Annotated in this window: 12 protein-coding genes and 1 pseudogene; 3 read left to right on the top strand and 10 right to left on the bottom strand. The window is 68.7% G+C overall.

The window, feature by feature from the left end:
• Positions 1-176: 176 nt before the first annotated feature.
• From CK485_RS08045 to CK485_RS08010, 8 genes and pseudogenes are all read right to left on the bottom strand, one after another.
• Positions 177-1,073 (bottom strand): hypothetical protein, encoded by an 897-nt coding sequence (locus tag CK485_RS08045; protein ID WP_109448436.1) that lies wholly within the window; start codon positions 1,071-1,073, stop codon positions 177-179.
• 130 nt (positions 1,074-1,203) lie between these two features.
• Positions 1,204-1,490, bottom strand: a pseudogene (locus tag CK485_RS28990) (hypothetical protein); the annotation flags it as partial.
• Positions 1,489-3,291, bottom strand: coding sequence for a SpoIIE family protein phosphatase (locus tag CK485_RS08035; protein WP_241968211.1), 1,803 nt, complete (start codon positions 3,289-3,291; stop codon positions 1,489-1,491). The gene CK485_RS08035 and the pseudogene CK485_RS28990, both read right to left, overlap by 2 nt.
• Complete coding sequence (locus CK485_RS08030; RefSeq protein ID WP_109448434.1) at positions 3,288-4,355, bottom strand: ATP-binding SpoIIE family protein phosphatase; 1,068 nt, start codon at positions 4,353-4,355, stop codon at positions 3,288-3,290. The genes CK485_RS08035 and CK485_RS08030 overlap by 4 nt, the downstream gene beginning before the upstream one ends.
• Entirely contained in the window at positions 4,352-4,798 is a 447-nt protein-coding gene (locus CK485_RS08025) for an anti-sigma regulatory factor (protein WP_109448560.1), read from the bottom strand. The genes CK485_RS08030 and CK485_RS08025 overlap by 4 nt, the downstream gene beginning before the upstream one ends.
• A complete protein-coding gene (locus tag CK485_RS08020; protein WP_109448432.1) occupies positions 4,798-5,193 on the bottom strand; it encodes an STAS domain-containing protein in 396 nt (131 codons plus the stop codon). Before CK485_RS08020 ends, CK485_RS08025 begins: the two co-directional genes overlap by 1 nt.
• 17 nt (positions 5,194-5,210) lie before the next feature.
• Positions 5,211-6,116 (bottom strand): STAS domain-containing protein, encoded by a 906-nt coding sequence (locus CK485_RS08015; protein ID WP_109448430.1) that lies wholly within the window; start codon positions 6,114-6,116, stop codon positions 5,211-5,213.
• 398 nt (positions 6,117-6,514) lie between these two features.
• The gene (locus CK485_RS08010; protein ID WP_241968210.1) at positions 6,515-7,000 is read right to left on the bottom strand and encodes a MarR family transcriptional regulator; all 486 of its coding nucleotides are present in this window, start codon (positions 6,998-7,000) and stop codon (positions 6,515-6,517) included.
• A gap of 162 nt (positions 7,001-7,162) precedes the next feature.
• Here CK485_RS08010 and CK485_RS08005 point away from each other — a divergent pair, with 162 nt between their 5' ends.
• Both CK485_RS08005 and CK485_RS28985 read left to right on the top strand, forming a co-directional pair.
• Positions 7,163-8,320, top strand: coding sequence for a PP2C family protein-serine/threonine phosphatase (locus CK485_RS08005; RefSeq protein WP_109448426.1), 1,158 nt, complete (start codon positions 7,163-7,165; stop codon positions 8,318-8,320).
• 116 nt (positions 8,321-8,436) lie between these two features.
• Positions 8,437-9,543, top strand: coding sequence for a hypothetical protein (locus CK485_RS28985; RefSeq protein WP_199239272.1), 1,107 nt, complete (start codon positions 8,437-8,439; stop codon positions 9,541-9,543).
• A 13-nt stretch (positions 9,544-9,556) separates the two neighbouring features.
• Here CK485_RS28985 and CK485_RS07995 read toward each other — a convergent pair whose 3' ends face one another.
• Positions 9,557-10,408, bottom strand: coding sequence for an alpha/beta hydrolase (locus CK485_RS07995; protein WP_109448424.1), 852 nt, complete (start codon positions 10,406-10,408; stop codon positions 9,557-9,559).
• A 101-nt stretch (positions 10,409-10,509) separates the two neighbouring features.
• On the opposite strand from CK485_RS07995, the gene CK485_RS07990 reads away from it, so the two are divergent.
• The gene (locus CK485_RS07990; protein ID WP_109448422.1) at positions 10,510-10,923 is read left to right on the top strand and encodes a helix-turn-helix domain-containing protein; all 414 of its coding nucleotides are present in this window, start codon (positions 10,510-10,512) and stop codon (positions 10,921-10,923) included.
• Between the two features lie 716 nt (positions 10,924-11,639).
• Here CK485_RS07990 and CK485_RS07985 read toward each other — a convergent pair.
• The gene (locus tag CK485_RS07985) at positions 11,640-11,936 is read right to left on the bottom strand and encodes an RICIN domain-containing protein (RefSeq protein ID WP_109448420.1); all 297 of its coding nucleotides are present in this window, start codon (positions 11,934-11,936) and stop codon (positions 11,640-11,642) included.
• Between the last annotated feature and the right edge of the window lie 89 nt (positions 11,937-12,025).

Raw genomic sequence — 12,025 nt, 5'->3', positions numbered from 1 at the left:
CGCTGAACGCCTTCCAGATCGCCTTCGACGGCCGACTGACCCCAAGCAACCGCTGACCACCTCAACAAACAAGATCAGCCGTTAAGTTGACACTCCCTAAGGGGGTGTTACTACTCACCTGACAGGGGACTGGCGCCTCACAGATCGGTCAAGCCGTGTCAGGGGGAATTCGGTCGTCAGGCAGATTGTCCGCCCATCGCCTGGACTATCTTCGCTGTGGCATCGGTGACCTGTGTACTCGGCGGCGCTGTCACATGTACGGGTGTACCGAAGTCATCCAGTCGCATCGTCATCGCTACTTGCACTTGCTGGCCTTGGCCGGGCGCGGTGCCGTTGGACGGCGCCGAAGGGGAGGCAGCAGGTTGGACGGTCATGGAGATGGTCTCTTGGCGCACCCGGTGGGAGGTGTCGATCCACACGTCCACGGGAACCTTCCCGACTACCTGGGTCTTGGCTGTCCCGTCCGCGATCTGGGAGGGAGAGAGGATCAACCGGTAGTGCGTGGTCGGTACACCGTCGATGGTGTCAGTGCCCACTCTGGTGGCCTGCTGTGGGTTGCGCAAGTAGGCGAGTTGCTGGGCAGCGTTGGGTGCCTGGTTTTGTGTGTCCGCCGTCGAGTGCCGGATTTTGGTGGTGTTCACGCTGATCCACGGCTTGCCGTCGCTGAGCTGCCGGGTCGCGGCCGTGGCGGGAAGCTTTTCGTAGAGGGTCGTGCCGAGCACCCGCATCTGCACTGCTTGGCCCGCCGTGCTCAACGTGAATTGGCCGTCGGAACGGCTGCTGTTACCCACCTTCGTGAGGCCGCTGCCCTGCACCGTCTGGGTCTTGCCGTCCGTCCGGACCGTTTCTTGCAGGGTGAGCCGGGCCGACTTCGCGTTAGCTGTCGCGGCCCGAGCCGTTTCGACGGCGGCCGCAGGGCTGGCATCAGCAGCCCCGGACGCGGACTGCTTCGTGCCGTCATGGGAATGGGACGCACCGCAGCCGGTGAGTGCGCCGCTCGCCAACATGATGCTGGTACTCAGCAATGCCGTCCGCCGCAACGCCGAACAACCGTACTTGTGCTGGACGTTCACGCTGATCCTCCCGCTTTCCGGGTTTACCGCTCGCAGAGCGCCTGACGCAGCGTCTGCCCCTCGGCAGGGAAAGCAGTCCGACAGAGCATCGAACTTGCGCTGTCGTGCCGGCCTGGGTTCTTTCTCCAGGTCAGCGCCGAGGCCAGATGTGGCTCCTCGCAAGGTGGGTTGAGCCCTGGTGCGCCATGGTGCGTGCGGCCAGGCCGTGCCACTGCTTCAGGCGGTTGATGCACCGCTCGACGCGGCCTGGCCGAGCCGATGCGAGGCACACGAATGCGAGAGATCACCGTCTCGAAGGCAGGCGCATCACTGGCCTGGCCAGCGGTGACGGCGCAAAGCTAGGGAGTCGTCCGCAGTCAGGTGGACCCTGGCACTCAGCCTTCCCCGGGAGCCTCCGAGCACGTGATCGGCCGGCTCACCGCAGCGTGCCAGCCGCCTTGTTGAGTTCCGGCTGCGTGCCGGTGAGCCCGAGGCGGTCGGCGTGGCAGAGCAGGAGGCAGACGTCGTCCTCGCGGCGGTAGTTGGCGAGCATGCGCTCGAGGATGGTTTCGGCGGCGGTGTCGAGGTCGTCGTGTACGAGGTGTCCGAGGCTTGAGAGGTTGCTGGCTAGTTGGTCGATGCCAGGGTCGATGCCGGTGGTGCGGCGTTCGACGAGGCCGTCGGTGTAGAGGAGGACTGCGGAGCCGGGCGGGAAGGGGCGTTGGTGCTCGGGGAAGGTCTTGTCGATCGGCAGGCCGAGCATGGGGCCGGCGGGGGCGTCGAGGCGGTGGACCTGTCCGTCTGCTTCGCGTAGGAGGGACGGGGGGTGTCCGGCGCTGGCCCAGGTGAAGTGTCGTTGGTCGGGCTCGACACGGATGATGACGGCGGTGGCGTACAGGTCGGGTTCGAGTTGGCGGAGCAGTTGGTGCAGGCGGGTGAGCAGGGCCCCGGGGCTGTGGCCTTCGAGGGCGTAGGCGCGTAGAGCGTTGCGTAGTTGGCCCATCATGATGGCGGCGTGCATTCCGTGGCCGGTGACGTCGCCGATGGCGCCGATGAGGGTGCCGTCGGGGAGGGTGAAGGCGTCGTACCAGTCTCCGCCGATGTTCATGCCGCCGGCGGGGAGGTAACGGGCGGCCATGCTCAGTGACTTGTGGGAGGGCAGGTCGGTGAGCATGGCGCGTTGGAGGGTCTCGGCAATGTTGCGCTCGTGCTGGTAGCGCAGGGCGTTGTCGATGGCGGTGGCGGCTCGGCGGGCGAGTTCTATGAGCATGACGACGTCGTCGGCCTCGAAGCCGCTGGATGGTGCGGTGAGGGCGAGCGTGCCGAGGGTGGCATGCGGCGTGGTCAGGGGCAGAGCGAGTACGGGAGCCGGGTTGCGGGCTCCTGCCCCGGGGGGCGTCGGCAGATAGGTGACGCTGTCGTAGGGGGCCGGGTGCGGTGCGGCGTAGTGGGGCAGTCCTGTGCGGGCCGCAGCGGTGATGGGACGGGACGGAGACGACTTTGGGGGGTTGCGGGTGCTGCCTGCTGGGGTAAGGCGGTCGCGTTCGTCGAGTAGCCAGACGAGGGCGCTGCTGGCTTGTGCGGGCACCAGGAGTGCGGTGAGGCGGTCCACCACGTCGTCGTGGTCGAGTGACGTGGTCAGGGAGGCGCTGGCGGTGGACAGGAAGGTCAGGCGGTTGCGTGCGGCTTCGGCTGCCGCACGAGCTTTTTGTTCGGCTACCAGGAGGTCTTGCCGGGCTTGTACGGCGGCGTCGAGTTCCGCGTGCAGGGCGAGGAGTCCGCGGTTGGTTTGCTGCAGTTCGTCGCGGTAGAAGGCGACGAGTTCCTGGTGTTCGTCCAGCAGGTCCAAGACAGCCTGGACATCGCTGTCGGCATCGAGCAGGCCCTCGGCAAGCTCCAGCAGACTCGTGTTGCCCTTGCGGGCCGCAGCGGCAGCGACGGGGAGGGCGGTGTCGTGCGGCAAGTCCGCGCGGGTCTGCCAGAGTGGCACGGCGCGACTGTCGTCGGTGGCGACCTCGGCGTGCACTGCTGGATGCGGATCGGTGATGAGGCGAAGGCGCAGCCTGGCCGAGCGACCGGACAGTACTTCTTCGCGTAGGCGCTGCGAGACGCTGGTGAGTAGCCGTAGGCGTTCGGCCGGGGGGAGCTTTGCGGCGGCCAGCAGGCGCGCTGTCCGCAGGCGAGCTGTGGCGACATCCACAGGGGTGGCGATGCGCCGGGTGAACACTTCGGTGCTCACGGTTGCGCTCCATGGGGGCGGTGCGGGTTGTTGGTGAGGACGGCGATGGTGGTGTCGTCGCGGAGCGGAGTGGCCGGGTTGAGTGCGTCTCGCAGGATCGCGGCGGCGATGACGGCGGGGTCGTGTTGTGGGAGTCCGGGGTCGTCGGGGTACTGCCAGCGGCTCGGCACACCGTCGCTGTGCAGGACGAGCATGGAGTCGGGGCCCCAGGGGCGTCGCTGGAGGGGGGGTGTGGTGGCGTGCTGGTAGGCGCCGATGATCCCGGGCCGTGACAGGAGATGGTCCCACCGGGGGCCTGTGCGTAGGCGGGCTCCGATGTTGCCGGTGCCGGCGAAGGTCAGGGTGCCGGTGTGCAGGTCGACTTGTGCGAGGGCGATTGCGGCGCCGCGCGTGCCCCGCAGGGCGGTGTCGAGGATGGGCAGCAGCTGGGAAGGCGGCGTGTCGGGGTGCTGGTGAACGCAGGCCACGGCGGCGTCGGATGCTTGGGCGGCGCGCGAGCCGTGGCCGAGGCCGTCCGCCACCATCATGGTGATTTTCTGATCCACGGTGACGTGGGTGAAGGCGTCGCCGCTCTGTGGGGCGGCGTCCAACGACAGGTGCACGCCCGCGGCGCGCACTGTCAAGGCCCCGCCTTGGTCGGCATGTGCGGGTCGCTGGGGGCCGACGCGGGCCAGGGCGATGGTGCCGTGCCCGGGTCGGCTGTGCAGGTCGAAGGCGGTGGCGGCGCGCAGGCAGGCGCCCAGGCCCACGCCGAGGGACGCGGCGGTGGAATAGCCGTCCCGGAACGCGGCATGGGGGTCGGCGATGCCGGGCCCGTGATCGAGGGCGAGTATCTGGATCGTGTCCGCTGGTCCGCCGGACTGCGTGTGCGGGACGACCTCGATCAGGACCTGGCCGCCCCCGCCGTGCTTGAGGACGTTGGTGGCCAGCTCGGTGGCCACGAGGGCGGCGGAGGCGGTGCGGGCCTCGCCCAGCGCTGCTGCGGCCGCGGCGCACTCCGCCGCCACCCGCGCGTCACGGATGCGCGTCGAGTCGTGGACAGGAACGTGCCACACGCCCGTCACCAGCCAGCTCCCTGCGGAGGCGGGGTGGGCGTCGACCAGGCGCTGATGGTCACGGTCGTGCCGCGCCCGGGTGTGGTCTCAAGGGAGAATTCGTGCACCAGGCGGCGCGCCCCGCCCAGGCCGAGACCCATGCCGTTGCCGCTGGTCCACCCGTCGGTAAGGGCCTGCTCGACGTTGGCGATACCGGGCCCGTCGTCGCAAAAGCGCAGGCGCAACTCCACGGCGCCGCCGAGTCCTGGCCGTTCGCTCATCTCCATCCGGCCGCCCCCGCCGTGCACCAGGGTGTTGCGGGCCAGTTCGCTGGCCGCGGTGACGACCTTCGTCTGCTGGACCAGGCCGAAGCCCGCTTTCACCGCGGCTTCGCGCACCTGTTGCCGCACTCGGGCCAGGTCGGCGTCAGAGGTGATGGGTACCTGGATGTCCATGTCGCTCGGGGCGCTCATCACGGGCCCCCGGCCTCGGCCCGGTTGCCGATGGGGGGGAACACGACGCCGAGGGTGGCGAAGGCCTCGCCGACGTCGAGCGCGGTACGCAGGCCGGGCAGCGTCAGCCCGAGCTCCACCAAGGTGATGGCGACCGCCGGGCGCATGCCGACCACGATGGCCTGCGCGGCCAGCAGGTGGGCACAAGCGGCGATCTCGGCGAGGATGCGGCCGAGGAAGGAATCGACCATGCCTACGCTGGAGACATCGATGACGACGGCACGCACGCTGCGCTTCTCGATGGCGGCGGCGATGTCTTCCTGCAGGGCGAGGGCGGCGTCGTCGCCCAGGTCGTCGCCGACACACACCAGGAGGATGTCGCCTACGGTAAGGACGGGGGTGGGGCCCACGAGCATTCGTTGCGTCTCCCGCCTCAGCCTGCGACTGCGGGGGTGGCGGGAACGGAGACGCCGAGGCGACTGAGCGCCAGCGCCAGCGCGTCGGCCAGGGAGGCTCGGGTGACGACGGAGCCCAGATCGATACCCAGCTGAACGATGGTCTGGGCGATGGCTGGGCGCACACCGGAGACGATGCATTCCGCTCCCATCAGCCGGGCCGCTGCCACTGTCTTCATCAGGTGCTGGGCGACGAGGGAATCCACCGTGGGTACACCGGTGATGTCCAAGATCGCCACGGCTGCCCGGTGCGCGACGATCGCTTCCAGCAAGTTCTCCATGACGACCTGGCTGCGGGCGCTGTCCAGGGTCCCGATCAGCGGCACGGCTACCACCCGGTCCCACAACTGCACCACCGGTGTCGCCATCTCCATCAGCTGCTGACGCTGCCGGGCGATCACATCCTGTCCGGCGGTGAGCGTGGTCTCCATCACCACCAACCGCAGTGTTGCGAACAGCTCTACCAAGGCCAGCTCGACGCCGGCCCGCTCGGGCTCTGCTGCCTCCAGCGGCTCGGACGCGAACAGCTCCAGCACCGACCGCTTCAGCGAAGCGACCTCGTTCGCCACCTGCCCCGCGGACTGCCCAGCCCGAATCCGTGCCGCGGCCATCCGGGCCAGCCGCTCACGCACCCTCTCGAAGCCCGGCGCCTCCAGGTCCTCCACCCGCCCCGACGCGGCGACATCCGCCAATGCCTCGGCCACGGCACGGCACGCCTCCACCGCCTCATCCCGCGCCACGGTGAAGATCGCACGGAACAGCGGCAGCTCGGCCCATCGCTGCGCCACCTGCTCAGATCGCTGGGAAAGAAACGCCCCAGCGAGCTGCGCCGCCTGCTGTTCCTGCTTCGTCTCGTGCGCCACGGATGTCTCCTTGCACCACATGCGCCCGTCACCTAGGCACCTGCGCGTCAGGCCGGATTGCCTACCGGCAACTATTGCAACACGGCAACTGTAGCGGGCCGGGGCAAGGCCTCACCACCCATCCTTTCCTGCCTCTCCCCCGCAGGAACCTGGCACTTGGAGGCAGGCGGCGCGTCGCCCCTCCCAGCACCGTCTCGGCGCTCGCGTTCTCGCACTTGACTGTCTTGCCGGTCCGAACTGGGGCGAGTCGGGAGAAAACTGCCTCTCATTGCCATACAGTTGTCGTTTGACAACAGTGACGTAGAAGCAACAACCTTGGGCCCGCCAACAAGACATCGGCAACGAAGGCCCTACAAGGGGGCGCGCAGGATGCGGGACCCCCGGCGAGGCGGCTCGGCCCGCCGCGGTCCGGGAGGCGCTCAGGCCGTCCGAGTGTCCGCGCCTGCCGAATGGTCCGCGTCAGCGTCCAGGAGGGAGGAGGCTGTGCCGCAGAAACCTTCGAGTCCGCGCAGCAGCGCCTCCCGCTGAGAGGGGGGCATGTGGGCGATGACCGCCTCCAGCTCCTGCTCCCTGCGGATCCGCAGATCGCGCAGGAAGGTGTGGCCACGAGAGCTCAACGACAACTGCAGTTCTCGCCGACTGTTCGGACTGGCGCTGCGGGTGAGGAAGCCGACCGCCCGGAGACGATCACACATCCGGCTCGTCGCGGGCGGTGTGGAGCCCAGGGCATCGGCGAGGGTGCGCAGGTTGATGCCCTCGTGATGTTCCAGGATGAACAGTGCACGCAGCTGGGAGGAGGACACTGGCGCGATGGAAGCCCGACCCCACATGACTTCCAGCAGCTCGGTCGCGACGGAGGCAACTTTTGCTACCTCATCGGGCCGGGGGTGCGGTGGAGGGGTCACGGCCCCACTGTGACACTTCGAACTGTGTGCTGTCAGCCCGGCCGCAACACACAAGATTGACAAATCAATGCAAAACTCGACAAAGCTGAATATTGACGAGCCGCCTCTCCCCGCACGCGGGGTCGGATGTCGTCTCCGCAGAGAATGGCATAGATCAACATCGTGAACAGATACACGGTCGCCGAGCGAGCCTTGCGTTCGGCCGCGCCCCACCAGTTGCTCGACGCGGTCCGCTCCGTACTGACCGAGCACTACCAGGCGGAGTCGGTGGAGCTGCTCATGGCCGACTACGGCTTGACGGTGCTGCAGCCCGTGGCGGTGCTGCCTCACACCACCCAGCCAGTGCCCCTCCACAGCTCCCCCGCCGGCCGAGCCTTCGGCTCACAAGAGCCCTTCACCGAACCTCTCGGCGACGGACGTTCAACCGTTCACCTGCCGGTGAGCGTGCGCGGTGACCGCCTGGGGGTGCTGTGCGTGACGGCGCAGGAGGAGTGGCCCGCTCCCACGGTCCGCGAGCTGGCCGACATCGCCGAGGTACTGGGCCACGAGGTGCTCGTCGCCGAGCGCGACACGGACCTGTACCTGCAGGCCCGGCGCAAAGACCGACTGACCCTTGCCGCGGAGATGCAGTGGCAGCTGCTGCCTGGGCGCGCCTCCTCGCGTAAGGAATACGCGCTGGGCGCCCAGCTGGAGCCGGCCTACGCGATCTACGGAGACAACTTCGACTGGTCGTCGACCGCCGACACCCTCGTGCTGACCGTCACCAACGGCATGGGCGAAGGCATAGAGGCAGCCTTGCTGACGAACCTGACGATCAACGCCTTGCGCAACGCCCGACGCGCGGGCATCTCCATCGCGGACCAGGCATGCCTGGCTGACCAAGCCGTCTACGCCCAGTACCGCGGCCGCGCCCACCTGTCCGTGCTCCTGCTCGAATTCGAGCTGGCCACCGGACACGCCCGCGTCGTGGACGCCGGCTCCCCCCAGATGCTGCGCCTGCGTGACGGCGTCGTCGAGCCCATCGCCTTCGAAGCCCAGCTCCCGCTGGGAATGTTCGAAGAGACCGACTACGTCGCCGAGGAATTCGCCGTCGAACCGGGTGACAGGCTGGTGTTCGTCAGCGACGGCGTGCATGCGGTCGCCTCACCCGCCGGCGAACGCTACGGAGACCGCGCCCTGGCCCGCGCCATCACCGCCACCCGACTGCTACCCCCTGCCGAGATGCCCCGCGCAGTGCTCCGCGAGCTGACCGGCCACCGCGGAGACCTCACCCCCGAGGACGACGCCCTCATCGTCTGCCTCGACTGGTACGGACGCTGACCCCAGGAAAGAGGGGATAAAGGGGACCGGGCCTTTCGGATACCCCGGAGAGGGGCACATCATGGCGGTCGCACGTTCACGGCAAACGGCCATGAGCGGCCCGGGAAGGACAGGACATGAGCACTCCCGAGACCGCCAAGAGTGCCGACACCCGGCTACGGGAATCCGCGCCGCACGCACTGCTGCCTGCGGCACGCTCCCTGCTCAAAGAGCGGTTCGGGAGTGAGAACGTCACATTGCTCATGGCTGACTACGGACTGACCGTGCTGCAACTGGTCACCCTCCTGCCTCACACCGCCCAGGCCGTCTCCGCCCACGACGGGCCCGCCGGCAAAGCCTTCGCCGCGCAGACCCCGGTCGTGGAAGTCACCAGCGATCCGGCCACCGCAATCGTCCATCTGCCGGTCACCGTACGAGGAGACCGGCTGGGCATCCTGTCAGCCCACCTGCCGAAGACCGCGACAGAGCCGGACACGCTGATCGCCCTGGCCGACTTCGCCACCGCACTGGGCCACGAACTGGTCACCGCCGACCGCGACACCGACGTGTACCTTCAGGCCCGCCGCCGCAAACGGCTCACCTTGGCCGCGGAAATGCGATGGCAGCTGCTGCCCGCACGCGGCTGCGCACGCGACGAATACACCATCGGCGCCCACCTGGAACCCGCCTACGCCATCGGCGGCGACAACTTCGACTGGTCGACCAGCACCGACCACCTCATGATCACCGTCACCGACGGCATGGGACACGGCATCGACGCCTCACTGCGCGCTGGGAGTTGCTGGGCAGGGCGCGGTCGAAGTGGGGTGCCAGCCCGGAACGGCGCAGGTGGTACTCCAGCGGTTGGCCGGATTGGGTTAGGGTCCCCCAGTGGCGACGCAGCGCCGGATCGAACGCGGGCAGGGGTCGGCCGGTCCCGGTCAGGGCAGGCCGCAAGGCACTTGCCGATGCCTCCCGCGCCAAGGAAGACCAGCGCGTTGCGATGCGTTGCAGCGCCTCCAATTCGGGTCGAAGCCCGGCTGGGAGGCGTGGCGCAGGTGCTCGGTGAACGCGGGCCCGCGCCGTTCTGCCACCGGGCCTCACGGTTGGTGAACACCTTGCCGGCATCAGGCAGTGGGTCGTTCGAGCTGAACAGTGCTTTCAGACCCCGGCTCGCCACAGCTCACCCCCTGCCGAACTTCCCTGGCGTCCAGCCGCCGGCCCAGGGCGTGCATCGCAGGTGAGCCCCGGCCCCGGTCACGCTGCTTTCGCGTCCTCGCCGGCCAGGAACGAATGCAGGAGCGACAGCAGGACGCGCGGGCGGTGCAGCGGGATGATGTGGCCGCAGTCCTCGATGACGTGCCCGGTGAGGTTGTCGGTGATCGGGCGGAGCTGGCGTTCCAACGCAGCACCGACGGGCCGAGCGCCCAACGCCATCGTCGGCACCGTCAGGCGGGCGGTGGCGACCGCCTGCTCGATCTGTGCCGCACTCTCGGGCAGCGCCCGGTAGTACGAGAACGCGCGGGTCAACGCCTGGCGGCCGGTGTAGGCGCGGACGAAGGCGTCCCGGAGGGCGGGGCGCACTCCGTCGCCGAGTGTGCCGGCGCGCAGGAACCAGTCGACGTAGTCGGCCTCGTGGCCCTCCAACACGGTCTCGGCGAGGCCGGGCGCGGCGGAATGAAAACCGAACCACCACGGCGGCCCCCCGGCGAGGAATTCCTCGGCGCCTGGCAGCCTGCCCAGAAGGGACTCCATGACGACCAGGCGCCGGACGAGACCTGGGCGGCGCAGGGCGAGGAGGAAGGCCGGGGCGGCACCCGCGTCGATACCCACCACCGCGGCCGAGGACACTCCGAGCGTGGTGAGAAGCGCCGCGGCGTCCTCGGCCAGGGTGCCCGCGTCGTACCCGAAGGCGGCCGGGCTGCTCGCGCCGAACCCGCGCAGGTCCGGCGCGATGACGCGGTAGCGGTCGGACAGGTCGGCCATGACGTCAGTCCACAGTTCCCAGGTGTGCGGGAAACCGTGCAGCAGCAGTACGGCCGGCCCCGATCCGGCGAGGGCGACGTTCAGTTCGACACCGTTGACGGGGACGCGTCGCAGCTCGGGCATGGAGAAACTCCAGGTGTGGTGAGGATTGGTGACCAGGTCACGCTAGAGAACTATCCTGGTCCGTCCAAGACGGCACTTTCCCTTCAGGTGGTGAGTCCTGAGTGACCACATCGAGGTTCGGCGATCGCAGTCAGCTGCCTGGTGAGCGGGGTGATCTGCTGGACCCGAGCTGCCCGACCCGGCAACTGCTCGACCGCATCGGCACCAAGTGGACGTCGATGGCGGTCAAGGTGCTGGCCGAGAAGGCTCCCGACGAACTCCGCTTCGCCGAACTGCGGCGCCGTATCCCGGGCATCTCACAGAAGATGCTGTCCGTCACCCTGCGAAGTCTCGTCCGCGACGGTCTGGTCGCGCGCCGAGTGGAACCCACGGTGCCGCCCGCCGTTCACTACCGGCTCACCGAGCTAGGGCTGTCCCTCGAAGTGCCACTCTCCGCCCTGCGAGTCTGGGCCGAGACGCACATGCCGGAGATCGACCGCAGCAACCAGTTCGCCGACGAGGCACCCCCCGACTAAGGTCCTCAGCCTCGCTGGCGCTCCCGCTCCCGCTCCGTTACGCGGTGGCCGCCGACTCCGGTACGGACAGCGGTAATGCGGCAGCCGTGGGTGCTCCCGCATGCTCACTGTTACGGGGCCGCCCGGGCAGTCCGCCGCTGCGACCGGGATCGGCGTGTCGGCTAGCTGATCGACCATCGTTCAGCCAGCGTCGACGCGGGCACGACCGGCAGCGAGCCGGGATGGAGCTGGAAGTCGGCGACGGCTGGCAGTGAGCCCTATGCGAGGCAAGCCCATGCGCTTCAAGCGGATGCGGTGTTAGAAGAGCCCATCAGGGTCTGCCCCCCGGTGGAACGGCGTCAGCGGCGCTGTGAAGATCCCGGGGGGGAGAGAGAACGGCCCGTACAGCGCCCAGCCCGCCCCGAACCGCATGCCCGACGAGCAGCAAGCATCAGGCCGCCTCCAGGTAAGCGGCGCGCTGCGGTTACCTGCCAAGAGAGCGTGGCAAATGCTCCCCACGCCTGGGAGAACGCATGTTCCCTGCGGGCGGCGGGAGCTAGAGTTCCTGCGTGCTCGCCGTCGGCCCGGGCCGAAGCGAACGGCGCCAGCCCCGTCTGCCGAGTCGAGCGCAGCGAAGCGCCCGGCCGTAGGGACTGGCCCGTACCCTGCCGTGGGGGGTACGAGCCAGTCTGCCCGCCGTGCACCACTACATCAGTTCGCTTCTCACGAGCACTTCTTCAGGACACGAACCACTTCTGGTTTGCACCGTAGTTCGCCGTCCATACCTGGAGGCGACCGGTGCTGACGTTCATGTCCAGGACCAGGTTGGTGTTACCGCCGTTGACGAGCTCGTAGTCGCTGCCTTCCGGCCACGCGTACCAGGTGTAGTCGCCGCCGGTGACTTTGCCGCACGGCCCGGAGACGACGACCGGAGCACCGGCGGTGGTCCAGTTGGGCACCAGGCACCCGTAGTTGGGCAGCCACTCGAAGACGTACCAGGCCCCGCCACGGGAGTCGAAAGCGCTGATACGCACAGCTGCCCAGTTGGAGGAGCTGCCGTTGCACGGGACCGCCTGAACGACCGCCCCCCACGAACCTGACTGAGGCGCGAAGCACGGCGCCC

Origin of the sequence: Streptomyces sp. ICBB 8177, assembly GCF_003144095.1 — a bacterium.
In the GTDB taxonomy this organism is placed as follows: Bacteria; Actinomycetota; Actinomycetes; order Streptomycetales; family Streptomycetaceae; genus Streptantibioticus_D.
The sequence above is the reverse complement of the archived record's forward strand: the minus strand, read 5'-3'. Positions and strand labels throughout refer to the sequence as shown.

Bases quoted from the DNA above. Each gene is read 5' to 3' on its own strand.
- CK485_RS08025 (WP_109448560.1), bottom strand. From the start codon at position 4,798: ATGAGCGCCCCGAGCGACATGGACATCCAGGTACCCATCACCTCTGAC.
- CK485_RS08020 (WP_109448432.1), bottom strand. From the start codon at position 5,193: ATGCTCGTGGGCCCCACCCCCGTCCTTACCGTAGGCGACATCCTCCTG.
- CK485_RS08015 (WP_109448430.1), bottom strand. From the start codon at position 6,116: ATGTGGTGCAAGGAGACATCCGTGGCGCACGAGACGAAGCAGGAACAG.
- CK485_RS28985 (WP_199239272.1), top strand. From the start codon at position 8,437: ATGAGCACTCCCGAGACCGCCAAGAGTGCCGACACCCGGCTACGGGAA.
- CK485_RS07995 (WP_109448424.1), bottom strand. From the start codon at position 10,408: ATGCCCGAGCTGCGACGCGTCCCCGTCAACGGTGTCGAACTGAACGTC.